Source organism: Sphingomonas sp. NCPPB 2930, from assembly GCF_042867205.1.
Taxonomy (GTDB): Bacteria; Pseudomonadota; Alphaproteobacteria; order Sphingomonadales; family Sphingomonadaceae; genus Sphingomonas.
The window spans coordinates 60980-79027 of record NZ_JBHZQU010000005.1 but is presented as its reverse complement, the minus strand read 5'-3'; the positions used below and the strand labels follow the sequence as shown (position 1 = coordinate 79027).

19 protein-coding genes and 1 pseudogene are annotated in these 18048 nt (G+C 68.1%); 6 read left to right on the top strand and 14 right to left on the bottom strand.

Annotation, left to right across the window (positions count from 1 at the left end; translation table 11 throughout):
- Nucleotides 1–51 precede the first annotated feature (51 nt).
- The 4 genes and pseudogenes from ACFX59_RS08085 (at nt 52) to ACFX59_RS08070 (ending at nt 3148) form a co-directional block, all read left to right on the top strand.
- Nucleotides 52–642, top strand: a complete 591-nt coding sequence (locus ACFX59_RS08085) for an SRPBCC family protein (RefSeq protein WP_387431326.1) — start codon at nt 52–54, stop codon at nt 640–642.
- Nucleotides 639–1814: pseudogene (locus ACFX59_RS08080) on the top strand (zinc-dependent alcohol dehydrogenase). Before ACFX59_RS08085 ends, ACFX59_RS08080 begins: the two are co-directional and overlap by 4 nt.
- An 11-nt stretch (nt 1815–1825) precedes the next feature.
- The gene (locus ACFX59_RS08075; RefSeq protein WP_387431323.1) at nt 1826–2608 is read left to right on the top strand and encodes an SDR family NAD(P)-dependent oxidoreductase; all 783 of its coding nucleotides are present in this window, start codon (nt 1826–1828) and stop codon (nt 2606–2608) included.
- A 21-nt stretch (nt 2609–2629) separates the two neighbouring features.
- The gene (locus ACFX59_RS08070) at nt 2630–3148 is read left to right on the top strand and encodes a ferritin-like domain-containing protein (protein WP_309696014.1); all 519 of its coding nucleotides are present in this window, start codon (nt 2630–2632) and stop codon (nt 3146–3148) included.
- 49 nt (nt 3149–3197) lie between these two features.
- Here the strand turns inward: ACFX59_RS08070 and ACFX59_RS08065 are convergent, their stop codons facing one another.
- The 11 genes from ACFX59_RS08065 to ACFX59_RS08015 all read right to left on the bottom strand — a co-directional run bounded on the left by ACFX59_RS08065 (nt 3198) and on the right by ACFX59_RS08015 (nt 13831).
- Nucleotides 3198–3905 (bottom strand): ZIP family metal transporter, encoded by a 708-nt coding sequence (locus ACFX59_RS08065; RefSeq protein ID WP_387431319.1) that lies wholly within the window; start codon nt 3903–3905, stop codon nt 3198–3200.
- A 138-nt stretch (nt 3906–4043) separates the two neighbouring features.
- The gene (locus ACFX59_RS08060) at nt 4044–4772 is read right to left on the bottom strand and encodes a 3'(2'),5'-bisphosphate nucleotidase CysQ (RefSeq protein ID WP_387431316.1); all 729 of its coding nucleotides are present in this window, start codon (nt 4770–4772) and stop codon (nt 4044–4046) included.
- A complete protein-coding gene (gene cysN / locus ACFX59_RS08055) occupies nt 4769–6682 on the bottom strand; it encodes a sulfate adenylyltransferase subunit CysN (RefSeq protein ID WP_387431313.1) in 1914 nt (637 codons plus the stop codon). Before cysN ends, ACFX59_RS08060 begins: the two co-directional genes overlap by 4 nt.
- A 1-nt stretch (nt 6683) precedes the next feature.
- A complete protein-coding gene (cysD, locus tag ACFX59_RS08050; RefSeq protein WP_309702160.1) occupies nt 6684–7583 on the bottom strand; it encodes a sulfate adenylyltransferase subunit CysD in 900 nt (299 codons plus the stop codon).
- Nucleotides 7584–7632: 49 nt separating this feature from the next.
- A complete protein-coding gene (locus tag ACFX59_RS08045) occupies nt 7633–7851 on the bottom strand; it encodes a hypothetical protein (protein ID WP_307099352.1) in 219 nt (72 codons plus the stop codon).
- Between the two features lie 39 nt (nt 7852–7890).
- On the bottom strand, nt 7891–9144 hold the full coding sequence (locus ACFX59_RS08040; protein WP_387431311.1) for an N-succinylarginine dihydrolase: 1254 nt from the start codon (nt 9142–9144) through the stop codon (nt 7891–7893).
- A 5-nt stretch (nt 9145–9149) separates the two neighbouring features.
- Nucleotides 9150–10169 (bottom strand): arginine N-succinyltransferase, encoded by a 1020-nt coding sequence (locus ACFX59_RS08035; RefSeq protein WP_387431309.1) that lies wholly within the window; start codon nt 10167–10169, stop codon nt 9150–9152.
- Nucleotides 10166–11368 carry a hydrolase gene (locus ACFX59_RS08030; RefSeq protein ID WP_387431306.1) on the bottom strand — a complete coding sequence of 401 codons (1203 nt, stop codon included), beginning with the start codon at nt 11366–11368 and terminating at the stop codon, nt 10166–10168. The genes ACFX59_RS08035 and ACFX59_RS08030 overlap by 4 nt, the downstream gene beginning before the upstream one ends.
- A 48-nt stretch (nt 11369–11416) precedes the next feature.
- The gene (locus ACFX59_RS08025) at nt 11417–12328 is read right to left on the bottom strand and encodes a YdiY family protein (protein ID WP_307099344.1); all 912 of its coding nucleotides are present in this window, start codon (nt 12326–12328) and stop codon (nt 11417–11419) included.
- A 10-nt stretch (nt 12329–12338) separates the two neighbouring features.
- Nucleotides 12339–12854: an RNA pyrophosphohydrolase gene (locus ACFX59_RS08020; protein ID WP_307099342.1), complete on the bottom strand. Its 516-nt coding sequence runs from the start codon at nt 12852–12854 to the stop codon at nt 12339–12341.
- Complete coding sequence (locus ACFX59_RS08015; RefSeq protein WP_387431303.1) at nt 12851–13831, bottom strand: alpha/beta hydrolase; 981 nt, start codon at nt 13829–13831, stop codon at nt 12851–12853. The genes ACFX59_RS08020 and ACFX59_RS08015 overlap by 4 nt, the downstream gene beginning before the upstream one ends.
- Nucleotides 13832–13850: 19 nt before the next feature.
- On the opposite strand from ACFX59_RS08015, the gene ACFX59_RS08010 reads away from it, so the two are divergent.
- The gene (locus tag ACFX59_RS08010; RefSeq protein ID WP_387431301.1) at nt 13851–14798 is read left to right on the top strand and encodes a histone deacetylase; all 948 of its coding nucleotides are present in this window, start codon (nt 13851–13853) and stop codon (nt 14796–14798) included.
- On the top strand, nt 14795–16162 hold the full coding sequence (locus ACFX59_RS08005; protein WP_387431299.1) for a cryptochrome/photolyase family protein: 1368 nt from the start codon (nt 14795–14797) through the stop codon (nt 16160–16162). The genes ACFX59_RS08010 and ACFX59_RS08005 overlap by 4 nt, the downstream gene beginning before the upstream one ends.
- A 95-nt stretch (nt 16163–16257) precedes the next feature.
- Here the strand turns inward: ACFX59_RS08005 and ACFX59_RS08000 are convergent, their stop codons facing one another.
- The 3 genes from ACFX59_RS08000 to ACFX59_RS07990 are packed head-to-tail and all read right to left on the bottom strand — an operon-like array spanning nt 16258 to nt 18037.
- Nucleotides 16258–16398 carry a DUF2256 domain-containing protein gene (locus ACFX59_RS08000; RefSeq protein ID WP_183950758.1) on the bottom strand — a complete coding sequence of 47 codons (141 nt, stop codon included), beginning with the start codon at nt 16396–16398 and terminating at the stop codon, nt 16258–16260.
- Nucleotides 16398–17498 carry a 3-dehydroquinate synthase gene (aroB, locus tag ACFX59_RS07995; protein ID WP_387431296.1) on the bottom strand — a complete coding sequence of 367 codons (1101 nt, stop codon included), beginning with the start codon at nt 17496–17498 and terminating at the stop codon, nt 16398–16400. The genes ACFX59_RS08000 and aroB overlap by 1 nt, the downstream gene beginning before the upstream one ends.
- Complete coding sequence (locus tag ACFX59_RS07990) at nt 17495–18037, bottom strand: shikimate kinase (RefSeq protein ID WP_307099329.1); 543 nt, start codon at nt 18035–18037, stop codon at nt 17495–17497. Before ACFX59_RS07990 ends, aroB begins: the two co-directional genes overlap by 4 nt.
- Nucleotides 18038–18048: the final 11 nt, after the last annotated feature.

The following is an 18048-nucleotide window of genomic DNA, read 5'->3' as shown; positions in this document are numbered from 1 at the left end:
GAACAAGCCGCCTCACCCGACGCTGTCCGGGCTCGGAACGAGGAGAGGCTTATGCCGGATAGCGCCGACAGACCCTATGACGACGCGCCGCTTTCGACGGCGAAGGACACGGACGCCGCGGTCCGGATCGCGACCCATGAAGCGATCGCGGATCGCGGCGACAGCCTGACTGCGTGCGCGACCACGATCAACCGCCCGGCGGGCGAGCTGTTCGCCTGGTGGCGCGACTTTCCCAATCTGGCGAGCGTGATGGAGAATGTCGAACGGATCGACAGGATCAATGCCACGCGCTCGCACTGGGTGGTCAAGGCGCCCGGCGGGACGACCGTCGAATGGGATGCGATCGTGACCGAGGAAGAGGAGGGGCGGCTGATCGCCTGGGCCTCCGCCGAGGGGGCCGATGTCGCCAATTCGGGGCGCATCACCTTCCGCGACGCGGGCGCGCGCGGCACCGTCGTGACCGCGACGATCCTCTATGACCCGCCCGCCGGGGTCATCGGCAAGCTGGTCGCCAAGCTGTTCCAGCGCGAACCCAATATCCAGCTCCGCCGCGACCTCGCCCGCTTCAAGCAGCTGATGGAAACCGGCGAGGTCGCGACCAACGCGATGAACCCCAAGCAGTTCGAGGAGCAGGGTGCATGAAGGCGCTGACCTGGCACGGCAAGCATGACGTCCGCATCGACAATGTCGACGATCCCGGCATCGTCAACCCGCGCGACGCGATCATCAGGGTGACGGCGACCGCCATCTGCGGATCGGACCTGCACCTCTATGACGGCTATATCCCGACCATGAAGTCGGGCGACATATTGGGCCATGAGTTCATGGGCGAGGTGGTCGAGACCGGCTCCGCCTCGACGCTGAAAAAGGGGCAGAAGGTGGTGGTCCCGTTCACCATCGCCTGCGGCGCCTGCTATCATTGCGGCAAGCATCAATATTCGGGGTGCGAGAACGGGCTGCCCGCCGACAATCAGGACATTGCCCGCGAAATCTATGGCCATCCGATGGCCGGGCTGTTCGGATACAGCCACATGACCGGCGGCTATGCGGGCGGACAGGCGGAATATGTCCGCGTGCCGTTCAGCGATACCGGCCCCATCGTCATCCCCGACGGGGTGGACGACGAGAAGGTGCTGTTCCTCTCCGACATCCTGCCCACCGGCTGGATGGCGGCCGAGAACGCCCAGATCGAGCCGGGCGACACGGTGGCGGTCTGAGGCTGCGGCCCGGTCGGTCTCTTCGCGGTCCAGTCGGCGTTCCTGATGGGCGCGGAGCGGGTCATCGCGATCGACCATTTCCCGCACCGGCTGGAGCTCGCCCGCCAGTTCGGCGCCGAGACGATCAATTTCGAGGAAAGCGCGACCTATGACGCGCTGATGGTGATGACCGGCGGGATCGGCCCCGATGCGGTGATCGACTCGGTCGGGCTCGAGGCGCACGGCCTGTTCGTCGACAATGCCATCGACCAGATCAAGGCATCGACCTTCCTGGGCACCGATCGCATCCATGCCATCCGCCAGGCGATCCTGGCGGTGCGCAAGGGCGGCCGGGTGTCGATGCCCGCCGTCTATGGCGGCTTTGTCGACAAATTCCCACTGGGGGCCGTGATGCAGAAGGGGCTGACGCTCAAGACCGGGCAGACGCATGTCCAGCATTACCTGCCCGGCCTGCTCGACGCGATCATGGAGGGGAAGATCGATACGACCTACCTGATCTCGCACCGGCTGCCGCTGGAACAGGCGCCCGAGGGCTATCGCATGTTCCACGACAAGCAGAACGAAGTGACCAAGATCGTGCTGAAGCCCGGTCAATAAGGAGGTCCGACATGGCAGAGACATTCGCAATCGTGACCGGGGCCTCTTCGGGCATCGGCTATCATCTGGCGGCGTGCGCGGCGCGGGACGGCTATGACCTGCTGATCGTCGCGGACGAACCGGCGATCCACACCGCCGCCGCCGATCTGGCCGCGCTCGGCACCAAGGTACAGGCGGTCGAGGCCGACCTGTCCACGCTGGAGGGCGTCGACACACTGCTGGCGGCGGCGGACGGGCGGCGGATCGACGTGCTGTGCGCCAATGCGGGCAACAGCAAGGGCGGCGCGTTCCTCGACCAGCCGGTGGAGGACTGGCGGCGCTCGATCGACACCAACGTCACCGGCACCGTCCATCTGCTCCAACGGGTGCTGACCGGCATGGTCCGGCATGGCGAGGGCAAGGTGCTGGTCACCGGGTCGATCGTCGGCTTCATCCCCGGCCCGTTCAACGCGATCTACAATGCGACCAAGGCGTTCATCGACAATTTCACCGAGGCGCTGCGCAACGAGCTCAAGGAGCAGAAGGGCGTCACGCTGACCACGCTGATGCCCGGGCCGACCGATACCGAATTCTTCGCGCGCGCCGACATGCTCGACACCCGCGTCGGGGCCATGGACAAGGACGACCCCGCCCAGGTCGCGCGCGCAGGCTGGGACGCGATGAAGGCGGGCCGGGGGCACATCACCGCCGGGCTGCTGAACAAGGCGCAGGTCGCCGCAGCAGGCGTCGTTCCGCAATCGGTGCTGGCCGAAGCCCATCGCAAGATCGCCGAGCCCGGCTCGGCCGACCGCTGACCATCAAGAAGGAGACGGACCATGGGCCTATTCAGCAAGGACATCGCGACGCTGGACGATCTGTTCGTCCACCAGTTGCAGGATATCTATTATGCCGAGCACCAGATCACCAAGGCGCTGCCCAAGATGATCGAGAAGGCGACCGACCCGCAGCTGAAAGCGGGCTTCGAGCAGCATCTGCGCGAGACCGAGGGGCAGATCCGGCGGCTGGAACAGGTGTTCGAGATGCACGGGACGACCGCCAAGGCGGTCACCTGCCCGGCGATCGACGGCATCATCAAGGAGGCCAATGAGGTCGCGGGCGAGGTCGCCGACAAGCAGGTGCTGGACGCGGCCCTGATCGCGGCGGCGCAGGCGGTCGAGCATTATGAGATCGCCCGTTACGGCACGCTGGTCGCCTGGGCGCGGCAGCTGGGGCGCAGCGACTGCGCGGCGATACTGGATGAGACGCTGGCCGAGGAAAAGGCGACCGACGAGAAGCTGACCGGCCTGGCCGAAGGCGGCGCGAACGCGGCGGCGGAAGCGGTTCAGCCCGCCTGACATTTGGGGTATCGCCGTCGGCTCCTCGCGATCCGGCGGCGGTCCCGCCTCAATGGGCGAAATGCGTGACGCCCAGCATCAGGGCCATGCCCGCCAGCGTCGCCATGCTGGTCCAGAGCCGGGGATCGAGCGCCCGGCTGCGTGGCACCAGCTCGCACGCGCCGATATAGAGGAAGGCCCCGGCGAACAGCGCCATCAGCGGCGCGAGCATCCCGCTTGGGATCGCGATGGCCAGCCCCAGCACCACGCCCAGCATCGGCGCCAGCCCGTTGACCAGCAACCAGCGCCGCGCCGCCGCTTCGGAGCGGGCGGCGAGGCTCAGGCTGACCGTGTTCACGCCGTCCGCCACGTCATGGGTCAGCACGGCCAGCGCGATCATCCATCCCGCCGCCGTATCGATCTGAAACGCCAGCCCGATGCCCAACCCGTCCATCAGGCTGTGCAGGCAGAGCATGGCGGGGCCCAGATGCCCGCGCCAGGATTCGGCGGCGCGCGGGATGCCCGCCAATAGCCGGTCGAGCAGCATATAGCCCCCCAGCCCGGCGGCGGAGAACAGCATCAGCCCGCGCACCGGCCACCGCCCCTCGGCGAGCCCCAGCGCCTCGGGAATCAGGTCGAACAGCGCGACGCCCAGCACGATCCCGGCGGTCACACCCAGGACCAGCCCGATCCGGTGCCGGAGACGCAGCGCCAGCAATCCGCCCGCCAGCGTCGCAACCATCGCTGCAAGACCGAAGGCCAGGGGAATGAACGTCATCGGGTGGACCGCGTAGCGGAAGGGGCAAGGGGGGCAGGCGGCATATATTCCCCATGGACCAGCCGATGTGACGTTACAAGGTTACCTGTAACAGTCGTGGTCGCCTGCCGGGACGGGATGGGTGGGCCCGGTCGCGCGCTATCCGCGCGCGATCGCGTCCAGCACCTGCGCGGCGACCTCCCGCCGACAGATCAACAGATCGGGCAGCAGGGGATTCGCGCAATTATAGACGAGCGGACTGCCATCGATGCGCGAGGCATGAAGCCCGGCGGCCAGGGCAACGGCGGCGGGGGCGCAATTGTCCCATTCATATTGGCCGCCGTCATGCAGATAGATGTCCGCGCGCCCCTCGACCACCGCCATCGCCTTGGCCCCTGCCGACCCCATCGGGATCAGCGTCGCACCCAGAAGGTCGCCGACGCAACGTGCGATGTCGGGCGCGCGGCTGCGGCTGACGACGACGCGCAGGCCCGCCGGGCAGGGGGGATGGACCGGGGGAAGGTCGTCGGTCGCGAACACCTGCCCCCGTGCCGGGACGGCCACCGCGCCGAGCGCCGGGCGACCGTCGATGGCGAGGCCGATATGCACCGCCCATTCGTCCGACCCCTCGGCATATTCGCGCGTGCCGTCGAGCGGGTCGACGATCCACACCCGGCTGGCCGCGCACCGGGCGCGGTCGTCGAGCGACTCTTCGGACAGGATGAAATCGTCGGGCCGTGCGGCGCGCAGCCGGTCGAGGATCAGCGTGTTGGCGTCACGATCCCCCCTGGCACCCAGCGCCGCGCCTTCCAGCCCGCTCGATTGCAGGTCGCGAAGCAGTGCCCCCGCCTCGACGGCGATGGCCCGTGCGAGTTCGGCATCGGTCACAGGTCGTAGCTCCAGACGCCCAGCACATGCTCCACGATCCGCGAGGCGGCCTGTTCCGCCGTCTCCTTCGTCGTGTCGACGCGGATCTCCGGCCGTTCGGGCGCTTCATAGGGGCTGGAGATGCCGGTGAACTCGGCGATCTCGCCCGCGCGCGCCTTGGCATACAGGCCCTTCACGTCGCGCTCCTCGGCAACGGCCAGCGGCGTGTCGACGAAGATCTCGACAAACTCCCCTTCGGGCAGCAGCGCGCGGACCATGTCGCGCTCGGCCTTGAAGGGCGAGATGAAGGCGGTCAGCACGATCAGGCCCGCATCGGCCATCAGCCTGGCGACCTCGCCCACGCGGCGGATATTCTCGACCCGCCCGGCTTCGGAGAAGTCCAGGTCGCGGTTCAGCCCGTGGCGGATATTGTCGCCGTCCAGCAGGAAGCTGTGGCGGCCCATGGCGTGCAGCTTCTGCTCGACCAGATTGGCGATGGTCGACTTGCCCGATCCCGACAGGCCGGTGAACCACAGCACGCGCGGCGACTGTCCCTTTTGCCGGGCATGCGCCTCGCGGGTGATGACGGTCGACTGCCAGTGGACGTTCTGCGCGCGGCGCAGCGCATGGTCGATCATCCCCGCCGCGACCGTCGCATTGGTCGCGCGGTCGATCAGGATGAAACCGCCTAGCGCGCTGCCCTTCTCATAGGGCTCGAACACGATCGGGCGGTCGGCATAGACTTCCGCCAGGCCGATATCGTTGAGCGCCAGCGTATCGGCGGGGCGTTCCTCCTGGCTGTTGACGTCCACCACATGACGCGGCGGCTGGACGGTCGCACCGACCAGCTGCGTGCCGAGCTTGAGCGAATAGCTGCGCCCCGGCACCAGCGGCGCATCGGCCATCCAGACGATGGTGGCGACGAACTGGTCGGCGACTTCGGGCGGGTCCTCGGCCGCCGCGATCACGTCGCCGCGCGAGCAGTCGACTTCCTCGGCCAGCACCAAGGTCACCGCCTCGCCCGCGATCGCCTGGTCCCGGTCGCCGTCATAAGTGACGATCCGCGCGATGCTGGTCGTCCGGCCCGATGGCGCGATCCGCACCCGGTCGCCGACCGACACCCGGCCGCTGGCGATCAGCCCGGCAAAGCCGCGAAAGTCCAGGTCGGGCCGGTTGACCCATTGTACCGGCATCCGGAACGACGCCGCGACCGCGCGGTCGCCGTCGATCGCCACCGTCTCCAGATGCGGCAGCAGCGGCGGCCCCTCATACCAGGGCATGTCGGGCGAAAGCGTGGTGACGTTCGCGCCGGTCAGTCCCGACAGCGGGATGGCGGTGAAACGCTCGATCCCGATGCCGCGCGCGAAGGCGGCATAGTCGGCGACGATGGCGTCGAAGACCGACTGGTCGTTGCCGACCAGGTCCATCTTGTTGACCGCCAGCACGACCTCCTTGATGCCGACAAGATGCGCCAGATAGCTGTGCCGCCGCGTCTGGGTCAGCACGCCCTTGCGCGCGTCGATCAGGATCACCGCCAGGTCGGCGGTGGACGCGCCAGTCACCATGTTGCGGGTATATTGCTCGTGGCCGGGCGTGTCGGCGACGATGAACTTGCGCTTCTCCGTCGCGAAGAAGCGATAGGCGACGTCGATGGTGATGCCCTGCTCGCGCTCGGCGGCGAGGCCGTCGACCAGCAGCGCGAAGTCGATATTCGCCCCTTGCGTGCCGACCCGGCGGCTGTCCGCCTCCAACTGGCTCAGCTGATCCTCGAAGATGGTCTTCGAATCATAGAGCAGCCGACCGATCAGCGTCGACTTGCCGTCATCGACCGAGCCGCAGGTGATGAAGCGCAGCATCGACTTGGCGGCGTGCGTCGCGAGATAGGCGTCGATGTCTGCGGCGATCAGCGCATCGGGTTGATAGGCGGTCATCTCAGAAATACCCCTCGCGCTTCTTCTTCTCCATGCTGGCGGCCTGATCATGGTCGATCGCGCGCCCCTGCCGCTCCGAGGTGGTGGTCAGCAGCATTTCCTGAATGACCTCGGACAGCGTCGCCGCCTCGCTCTCGACCGCGCCGGTCAGCGGATAGCAGCCCAGCGTGCGGAAGCGGATCGAGCGTTCGACCGGCACCTCGCCGGGCCGCAGGCGGAAACGGTCGTCATCGACCATCAACAGCATCCCGTCGCGCTCCACCGTCGGGCGGGGGGCGGCGAAATAGAGCGGCACGATCTCGATGCCTTCCTGCAGGATATATTGCCAGATATCGAGTTCGGTCCAGTTGGACAGCGGGAAGACGCGGATGCTCTCCCCCTTGTGAATGCGGCTGTTATAGAGGTTCCACAGCTCGGGCCGCTGCGCCTTGGGGTCCCAGCCATGCGCGGCCGAGCGGAAGGAGAAGACGCGCTCCTTGGCGCGGCTCTTTTCCTCGTCGCGCCGCGCGCCGCCGAACGCCGCGTCGTATCCGCCCGCGGTCAGCGCCTGCTTCAACCCCTCGGTCTTCCACATGTCGGTGTGGCGGCTGCCGTGGTCGAAGGGATTGATCCCCAGCGCCTCGGCCTCGGGGTTGCGGTGGACGATCAGCTCCATCCCCGCCGCCTCGGCGGCACGGTTGCGCAGTTCGTACATCGCCTGGAACTTCCAGGTCGTGTCGACATGGAGCAGCGGGAAGGGCGGGCGCGCCGGGAAGAATGCCTTCTTGGCCAGATGGAGCATCACGGCCGAATCCTTGCCGACCGAATAGAGCATCACCGGCCTTTCGGTCTCGGCAACGACTTCGCGCAGGATGTGGATGCTCTCGGCTTCGAGGCGCTGAAGGTGGGTTAGGCCAGTCATCGGATTGTCAGATAATGTCGCCAGCGAACCGCGCGACCAACTTATCCTGTCAATCGCGATAGTCCCGCTCCAGCGAGTCCAGAATTCGCGCGCCCGCCATGAACACCGCTATGGGGCAGGCGGCGAACAGGATCTTGCCGGGAAGTCCCGGATAAGCGGTCAGATAATGCATCCCGCGCTCGACCGCGCCCAGGCCGAGCCCATAGATGACGAGAAACGCCTCGAACTTCGTCTTGATGGTAAACAGGGCGACCAAGCGGGACCACATGCAGCGCTTTACACCACCGCTCAGGCCCCGCGCCAAGCCTCAACCGGCGGCCAATATGAGACAGTCGAGCGATTCCAGCAGCGCGCGCCGGGCGTCCTCGACCTGTGCGACCAGGCGGGGATCGGCGATCCCGGTCGGATCGATCGCCTCGGGCCAATGCGCCTCGACGACGGCGGCGATCCGGTCGAGCGCGGCATGATCGACCAGGAAGCGCGGGTCGATGGTCGCGGGGTCGGCGACGACGCGCAGCCGCAGACAGGCGGGACCGCCGCCATTGGCCATCGATTCGCGGACGTTCACCACCTCCAGCCGCCGGATCGGGCCATTGCCCGCGACATGCTCCTGAAGCCAGGACCAGACGGCGGCGTTGTCGCGCGCCTCCTGCGGCAGGATCAGCGTGGGCTGGCCGTCCGGCGGCGTGACGAGCTGCGCGTTGAACAGATAGGAGGTGATGGCATCCTCCAGGCTGACCCGCGCGGCGGGCACCTCGACGATCTCGACATCGGGCATCAGGGTGCGCAGGTCGGCGTGGAGGCTCTCCCGGTCGGCAAATGCCTGTTCATGCGCGAACAGCACGCGTTCATTGGCGACCGCGACGACATCGTTATGGAAAGCGCCCGCCGCGATGGCGGCATCCGACTGGCGCGCGAACAGCACCCGGTCGGGCGACAGGCGATGTGCACGCGCCACGGCCTCGCACGCCTGACGGTGCTGGCGCGCCGGGAAGGGGCCGCCGCTCTCGCCATAGACGAAGATCTCGACCCCGGGATGATCGTGGCCGCTGCACAGCCGCATGTGGTTGGCCGCGCCCTCGTCGCCGAACGGGGCGGGGACCGGCGGATGGACGACGAAGGCCGGATCGGCGAAGATCAGCTTGAGCTGCGCCAGCGTCGCGGGCCATTCGTGGCTGCGATGCGGCATGGTCAGCAGATTGGCGACGGTCAGATGGCATCGTCCGTCGCGCGTGTCGGGCGCGGGCGAGACGGTCGCCGCATTGGCCGCCCACATCGCCGAGGCGGACAGGCTTTGCGCCTTCAGGACGGGTGAGGCGGCGTCATAGTCGGTGGCCAGCCGCCCGAGCCAGCCATGATCGGGCCGGGGATGCGGCAGGAGGATGCCCTGCACCAGTCCCAGGTCGAGATTCGCGCGCATCTTGGCGATCCCCTGAAGCGCGGCGGCGCGGGGGTGCGAAGTCCTGCCCGCATTGCGGGTCGCGGCGAGGTTGCCATGGCTGAGCCCCGCATAATTGTGGCTCGGCCCGATGATGCCGTCGAAGTTGATCTCTCTCAGCATGACGCTCACCGATCGATATGCAGGACGGTGTCGCCGACCGCCAGGTCGAGCGTGTTGGCGGCCTGTTCCGACAGGATGACCCCGCCGTCCCCGTCGCGCACCTCCGCCAGCGCGCAGCGGAAATCGGTCAGCCGTCCCGCCGCCACCAGCGCCTCGCGCCCCGGATGCGCGTCGATCGCGACCACCCGGCTCTCGCGCGCGTCGCGGATGGTGCGCACCTGGTCGGTCCGCGCGGTCATGGTCGGGCCACCGTCGAAGATGTCGATATAATGCTCGAAGGCGAAGCCCTCATTCTCCAGCATCCGCATCGCCGCGCGACCCGAGGGGTGCGGCAGGCCGATCGCGGCGCGTGCGGTGTCGGTCAGCATCGCGGTATAGATGGGATGCTTGGGCATCAGGTCGGCGATGAACTGATGGCCGTGGATCGCATTGAACTGGTCGGCTTCCTGGAAATTCATCCCGAAGAAGCGGCCTGCCAGCCCGTCCCAGAAGGGCGATCCGCCCGCCTCGTCGATCACCCCGCGCAGCTCGGCCAGCACCCGGTCGGCGAAGCGCGCCCGGTTGGCGCGCATGAACAGGTAGCGACTGCGCGCGAGCAGCAGGCCCAGCCCGCCCGCGCGTTCGCCGGGATGCAGGAACAGCCCGCCGACCTCGCTCGCGCCCTCCAGGTCGGTGGTCAGCGACAGCATTTCGGCGCGGAAGGTGCGCTCCAGCTCGCGGCTATGCTGGGTCAGCGTGCCGATGCGATAGCTGTAGAAGGGATGTTTCTGCCCGACATGGGTGAAGATCTGGCAGGTGCCGCGCACCTCGCCGGTCGCGCGGTCCTCCAGCATCAGGACGAACAGCTCGTCCTTGACCTTGCCGTCGCCCTCACCGGCAAAGGCCTCATGGCTGCGCGCGAGCTTCGCGGTCAGCGCGCGGCGGTCGGGGGGCAGGTTGGTGAAGCCGCCGCCGGTCAGCTTGGCCATTTCATACAAATGGCGAAGGTCGCTATCGACCGCGGGGCGGATGCAGAAGCTGCTCATGCGGCACCGATGATGCGCAGGATGGTCAGCGCCGACAAGCCCGCGCGTTCGGCCAGGCTGTCGATCAGCATATATTCCTCCGCCGAGTGGATCGCGCCGCCGCGCACGCCCATGGTGTCGACCACCGGAACCCCGGCCGCGGCGATGTTGTTGCCGTCGCACACCCCGCCCGTGTCGCGCCAGCCGATGGTCAGGCCCAGATCGCCGCCCGCCGCGCGCACCGTCTCGAACAACCGGGCCGCACCGTCGTCAATGGGTTTGGGCGGACGGTTGAAGCTGCCATGCACCGCCACGCCCACGTCATGTTCGGCGGCGATCCGCTCGGCAATGGCCTGCATCGCGGGGCCGGTCCGCTCGATCGCGGCGAGCGCGCGGGGGCGGAAATTGACGTGCAGCATGGCGAGGTCGGGCACGACATTGTTCGGCCCGCCGCCGTCGATCCGCGCCGGGTTGACGGTGATGTCGTCCGAGCCCAGCCGCGCCAGTTCCAGCGTGATCCGTGCGGCGGCGACGATGGCGTTGCGCCCTTCCTCCGGATTGCGGCCCGCATGGGCGCTGCGCCCGCGCACGACGATGGTGAAATTGCCGGTGCCGCCGCGCGCCCCCGCCAGCGTCCCGTCGGGCAGCGCGGGTTCATAGGTCAGCGCGGCGACCTTGCCCGCCGCGACCCGCGCGATCAGCGCCGCCGACGATGCGGAGCCGGTCTCCTCGTCGGAGTTGATGAGGACGTCATAGCCGAACCGTTCGGCCAGCGGGCTCGCCTCCACCGCCTGGAGCGCGGCGAGCAGGACCGCCAGCCCGCCCTTCATGTCGGCGACGCCGGGCCCGCCGATCCGGTTGGCGTCGAGCCGCGTCACCGCCTGAAAGGGGTGGTCGGCCGGATAGACGGTGTCCATATGGCCGGTGAACAGCATCTGCACCGGCGCGTAGCGACGGACCGAGAGATGCAGGTGGCGGCCATGGTCGAGGGGGGCGAGCCGCCCGTCCGCGCCGACCCGCTCGACCCGGTCGGGATCGACCAGGGTCAGGGTGCCGGGCAGGGTGCCGAATCGCTCGGCCAGTTGCTCGGCCATGATCGCCAGTCCGGGCAGGTTGCGCGTGCCGCTGTTGATCGCGGCCCATTGCTCGACCAGCGGCAGCATCGGATAGGCGGCGGCGGATGCCACGGCGTCGCGTTCGATGGGTGTCAGTCTCTCCATCGCGCGAGACTATGCCATGCCATGGGGGCAGGTGAACCCCCCGCCGCGTCAGAAGCTGTACACCACCGAGGCGCGGGTGATCGTGTCGGTCGTCTGGCGGCCCGCCGGCGGCTGGCTTTCATACTGGACATTATACGAAATCTGCGCGGAGAGCGGCCCGAACACCTTGGCGTTCAGCGCCGAATTGGTGCCGATCGTGCTGTTGAACTTCTGCAGATAGGCCGAGGCGCTCTGGGTCAGCGACATGGCCGGGGTCAGTTTCCAGACGAAGTTCAAATTGCCGCGCGCCGCCAGCGCGCTTTCGATCCGGCCATCGGTGAACTCGGTGTGCCGGAACGCCGGGCCGAGTTCGACGTCCAGCGTCATGCGGGGTTTCCGGATCGCGCTGTAACCCGCACCCGCCGAAGCCGAGAAACGGTTGAAATAGCCGAGGAAGCGGTCGCCTTCATATTGCGCCGCGCCATAGACGTAATTGTTCGCGCTGAGTTTGTAATTGGGTTCGTAGGACGCGACATAATGTTCGCGGCTGGTGACGTTGAAGCTCTCTTGATAGTCGCCCTGGACGTGCAGCTTGTGCCGCCATTGCAGCCCCTCGCGCGTCAGGTCGAGCACGCCGGTCAGCCCCAGATTCTGGCTGTTGCCCGTCGTGGCGAAGCCGCCCAGTTCGACGCGGCCATGCCACAGGTCGAAAAAGGTCGCCTCGCGCAGCGTCCGGCTGCGACTGGCGGTCTTTTCGTCGCGCCACACATCGGCCATTGCGTCGATCGCGTCGGCGGCCTCGGGCACGGCGTTGCGGGCATATTTGACGACCGTGGTGATCTCGGTCTCGTTCCCGCTGGCGATCGCGGCCTCCAGCATGGCACGGATCGGCGGCGGGATCAGCGCGGGGTCGGGATCGTTCGGCTCGGCATTGGCCAGCAGGCCGAGCGCCATGGGGATCAGCAACAGCCGGGTCTTCATGGTTCGTGCCTTACGCCTTTGGCGGTTCCGCGGAAACGGCGCGGGCCCCGTGCCCTGCGGTGAAATGCGCCGCGAAGACGACCAGCAGTTCCTCGTACAGCGCCTTCTTGAACGGCACGATCATCGCGGGCAGCGTCTCCGGCTCGGCCCAGCGCCAGGCGCGGAATTCGGGATGCTCGGTGTCGATGCGGATGTCGCTGTCCTCGCCCAGAAAGCGATAGAGGAACCAGATCTGCCGCTGGCCGCGCCATTTGCCCTTCCACACCTTGCCGATCATGTCCTCGGGCAGGTCATAGGTCAGCTCGCGGGGGGCCCTGGCGATCAATTCGACCTTGTCGGCGGTGACGCCGGTTTCCTCGAACAACTCGCGAAGCCCCGCCGCATCGGCATCCTCGCCCGGATCGATCCCGCCCTGCGGCAGCTGCCATGCCTCCAGCGTCGAATCGATCCGCTGGCCGACAAAGACCCGGCCGTCGCGGTTCATCAGGATGACGCCCGCGCAGGGGCGATAGGGAAGGTCGGTCATGGCTGTTGTCCCATTTCGCTATGCCCCATCGCCTCGGCGATCAGTGCGCGCAACGCAAGCAGAAATCCGGTCAGGTCGGCAACGCCGGAGGGGATCGCCTTGCGGAGCGTCGCAAAGCCGTGGATCGTGCCCCGCGCCTCTCGGAAGGTGACGGGCGCGCCAGCGCGCGCCAGTGCGGCGGCATAGGCGCGGCCCTGATCGCGGATCGGATCGCACTCGGCGGTGACGATGACGGCGGGCGGCATGGCGGTCAGGTCGCCGCGCATCGGGGCGGCGCGGACATCGCCCAGGTCGGCGGCATAGCAGGCGACGAACCAGTCCAGCATCGCGCGCGTCAGGAAATGCCCCTCGGCGAAATCGCGCAGCGAGGGATGCGCGCGGCCCATGTCGGTCGCGGGATAGAGCAGGCCCTGCGCGATCACCGGCACGGCGGCGGGCCGGTCGCGCAGCGCCATGGCGGTGACGGTGGCGAGCGTCCCGCCCGCGCTGTCGCCGGCGACGATCAACCCGGTCGTACCCGGCTGTCCCGCCAGCCAGCGCGCGGCGGCCTCGCAATCCTCGGGCGCGGCGGGCCAGGGATGTTCGGGGGCGAGGCGGTAATCGACCGACACCACCGGCAGGTCGAGCCGTCGCGCCATCTCGGCCGCCAGCGAGGCGTGGGTATAAATGTCGCCGATGACGAAGCCGCCGCCATGGCAGAACAGCAGGACCGGGCCGGGCGCGCGCTCCTCGCGCGGATCGAACCGCCGCGCCGGGATCGCGCCCGCCGGGCCCTCGATCGTGAAGGACCGATCGGTGCCGAGCGGCCCGACTGGCGGATCGGTCAGGTCGCGCGCCGCCCGCATCATCTGTCGCGCACGCTCGGGCCCCAGTTCATGCTGCGGCGGGCCGGGCAGGCGGTTGTAATAGCCGAGGAAGCGGGCGACATCGGCGCGCAGTTCGGGCAACGGGGCCGGGGCCCTCCTATCGCGGGTCATGGCTTCCTAACTAGGGCGCATGATCCATGTCGTCCATCACCCGTCCTATGTGACGGAGGCCCCGGCCCGCTCCACCTATCGCTGGGGCAAGAATGGCGCGATCCGCGACCTGCTGCGCGCGAAGGGGGATGATGTCGCCTGGACAGAGCCGCTGCCGCTGCCGCGCCGCTGGCTGGAGGCGGTGCATGATCCCGACTATGTCGCCGAAGTTCTGGAGGCGCGGGTGCCGCCGGACAAGACGCGGCGGATCGGCTTTCCCGTGACCGAACAAGTCGCCTTTCGCGCGCAGGCGGTGCCGGGAGGAAGCTGGACGGCGGCGATGCTGGCGTTGGAGCACGGCTTTGCCGCCAACACCGCCGGGGGCAGCCATCATGCGCTGGCGACGACGGGCGCGGGCTATTGCGTGTTCAACGACCTGGCGATCGCGGCAGTGCGTCTGGTCGAGGAGGGGACGGTCGACCGCGTGGCCATCATCGACTGCGACGTGCATCAGGGCGACGGCACGGCGGCGCTGACCGCCGGGCGGCCCGATATCGTCACCTATTCGATCCATGCCGAAAAGAACTTCCCCGCGCGCAAGGCGCGCTCGACGCTGGATGTCGGATTGCCCGACGGTGTGGACGATGACGGCTATCTGGCCGAGCTGGAGGCGACGCTTCGCCCGTTCCTCGCCGAGCATCGGCCCGACATCATCTTGTACCAGGCGGGCGTCGATCCCTTCGTCGACGACCGGCTGGGACGCTTGTCGCTCAGCCAGGCGGGGCTGGTCGCGCGCGAAAACCTGATCGCGGACCTGGCGCTGGCGCACGCGCTGCCGCTCGCCAGCACCGTGGGCGGCGGCTACGCCGACGATGTGATGGCCATCGCCAAGCGGCACGTCACCGCGCTCATGACGCTGGGCCAGAGATTGGCGCGACGACCGGAACGCGGGGAACCGGAACGGGATCGAAACGTAACGGCTGCATGACATCCCCGCATATCGTCTGGTTTCGCCAGGACCTCCGCCTTCACGATCAGCCCGCGCTTCTGGAGGCGGCGCAGGCGGGGCCGGTCATCCCGGTCTATATCCTGGACGATGAGACGCCCGGCGACTGGCGGATCGGCGGCGCGCAGCGTTGGTGGCTGCATCACAGCCTCACCTCGCTGGGCAAGGATCTGGAGGCGCTGGGCAGTCGCCTGATCCTGCGGCGCGGGTCGGCGGTCGCGGCGATCCGCGCGCTGGTCGAGGAGACGGGCGCCGAGCAGGTCCACGCCATCCGCCATTACGAACCCTGGTGGCGCGCGGCGGAGGACGAGCTGAGCGACGTGCTGACCCTGCATGACGGCAATCACCTGGCCCGCCCCGAATGCGTGACGACGGGCGGGGGCAAGCCGTTCCGCATCTATTCGGCCTTTTGGAAGGGCTTGCAGGGTCATATGCCGCCCGCCCATCCGCTCGACGCGCCCGACCGGCTGGATGCGCCGGAGGCATGGCCCAAGGGCGAGGCGCTGGCCGAGTGGAAGCTGCTGCCGACCAGGCCCGACTGGTCGACCGGCTTCGGTCAGGACTGGGAACCGGGCGAGGCGGCCGCGCGCGAGCGGATGGCGGATTTCGGGGCCAAGGCGTCCGCCTATGACACCGCGCGCAACATGCCGTCCGAGGAGGGAAGTTCGCGCCTGTCGCCGCATCTGCATTTCGGTGAGGTGTCGCCGCGCGCGGTGTGGCACTCGCTCGACCGGCATGGCGATACCGAGACGTTCCGCAAGGAACTGGCGTGGCGCGACTTCACCGATGGCGTGGTGATGGCGCTGCCCGATTATGCCGATCGCAATGGGCGCGAGGCGTTCGATCGCCTGCCGTGGCGCACAGGCAAGGCGGCCGAGGCCGACCTGAAGGCGTGGCAGACCGGCAGGACCGGCTATCCCATCGTCGATGCCGGGATGCGCCAGCTCTGGACGACCGGATGGATGCACAACAGGGTGCGGATGATCGCCGCCTCCTTCCTCATCAAGCATCTGCTGATTGACTGGCGCGAAGGCGAACGCTGGTTCTGGGACTGTCTGGTCGATGCCGATTACGGCAACAATTCGGTGAACTGGCAATGGGTGGCGGGGACCGGGATCGACGCCAATATGTTCGGCCGGATCATGGCACCGCTCAGCCAGTCTGAGAAGTTCGACGCGGGGGATTATATCCGCCAATGGGTGCCCGAATTGCGCGGTCTGCCCGATGCGGTGATCCATGATCCCGAAGAGGCGGGACGGCGGCCCAAGGGCTATCCGGCCAAGATCATCGGCCACCGCGAGGGGCGCGAGCGCGCGCTGGCGGCGGGGCAGGCTGTGCGGGGATAGGGTGGGACGTGGCCTTCGTCTTCGCTCAGGCTGAACGGAGGTGAGAATGGCCCGACCCGTTCAGCCTGAGCGAAGTCGAAGGCCAAGCGAAAACCTCACCGCTTCCTGCGGCAAGCATCCGAGCAATAGACGACCTGGTCCCAGTCCCGCGCCCATTTCTTGCGCCAGGTGAAGGGGCGTCCGCAGGCCGGGCAGGTCTTGCTCGGCAGATCCTGCTTGCGGACGCCATTGGGCATCAGCGCGCTTCCGTGTCCAGGAACGCCGCCACGTCGGTCAGATCGACCGTCTTGTCGAGATAGGTCCGGCCGATCCCGCGCGCCAGCAGGAAGGGCAGGGTGCCCGCCGCCATCTTCTTGTCGTGCTTCATATGCTCGACCAACGTCGCGGACGGCGCATCGATCCCGGCGGCGGCGAGGCCGTCGGGCAGGCCGACCGCGCGCAGGTGCGCGGCGACCCGCTCGGCATCCTGCCCCTCGCAAATTCCCTTGCGCACCGAATAGCGGAAGGCGAGCGCGCAACCCGCTGCGACGCCCTCGCCATGGAGCAGTCGGTCGGAGAACCCGGCCTCCGCCTCCAGCGCATGGCCGAAAGTGTGGCCGAGATTGAGCAGCGCGCGGATGCCGTTCGTCTCATGCTCATCCGCCGCCACGATCCGCGCCTTGGCCGCGACCGAATGCGCGATGGCATGGACCCGCGCTTCCGCATCGCCCGCCAGCAGCGCGGGAGCATTGGCTTCGCACCATTCGAAAAAGGCGAAATCGTCGATCAGGCCATATTTGACGATCTCGGCATAACCGGCGCGCACCTGGCGCGCGGGCAGCGAGTCGAGCACGGCCGGGTCGATCAGCACCATCGCGGGCTGGTGGAACGCGCCGATCAGGTTCTTGCCCGCCGAGGTGTTGATCGCGGTCTTGCCGCCGACCGACGAGTCGACCTGTGCCAGCAGCGTCGTCGGGATCTGGACGAAGCGGCAGCCGCGCTTGACGATCGAACAGGCGAAACCGACCAGATCGCCGATCACCCCGCCGCCCAGCGCGATGACATGGTCCGACCGCTCCACCCCCAGTTCGAGCAGTCGGTCGCAGACCCGCTCCAGCATCGCCCAGCTCTTGGTCTTCTCGCCCGGCGGCAGGATGATCGCCTCGCTGGCGACGCCCGCATCGGCCAGCGACGCCTGGAGCATGGCCAGGTGCGGGCGGACATTCTCGTCGGTGACGATCGCCATGGCGCGGCCGCGCGACAGCGGCGCCAGTATCTCGCCCGCGCGCGCCAGCAGTCCGGCCTCGATATGGATGGGATAGCTGCGGTCGCCCAGCGACACGGTGACGGTCTTCATCGTCCGATGGCTTTCAATATGGCGTTGACGGTGGCCTCGTGCGGGCCGCGCTTGCTGGAGACGTGGATGGGGGCGAGCGCATAGATCGGGTTGCGGACCGCCGAGAGCTCGCGCAGCACCTTCAGCGGGTCCTTGCCGCGCAGCAGCGGGCGGGTGTCGCGCCGCCGTACCCGCTCGGCGAGCACCTCGGGGCTGGCGTTCAGCCAGATGGCGGTGGCCTGTTCCAGGATCAGCGCGCGGGTCTCGTCATTGATGAACGCGCCGCCGCCGGTCGCGATCACCTTGGGACGGCCATCGACCAGCCGCGCGATCACGCGCCGCTCGCCGTCGCGGAAATAGGGTTCGCCGAATTGTTCGAAGATTTCGGTTACGCTCATGCCGGCGGCTTGTTCGATCGCGTGGTCGGCATCGACGAAGGGCACGCGCAACCGATTCGCCAGACGGCGGCCCACGGTCGACTTGCCCACGCCCATCAGGCCGACGAGCACGATCGGCGAACCGGTCCAGCTTGCATCAACGGGGTTGTGGCTTTGCAACATTGCACTCTGCG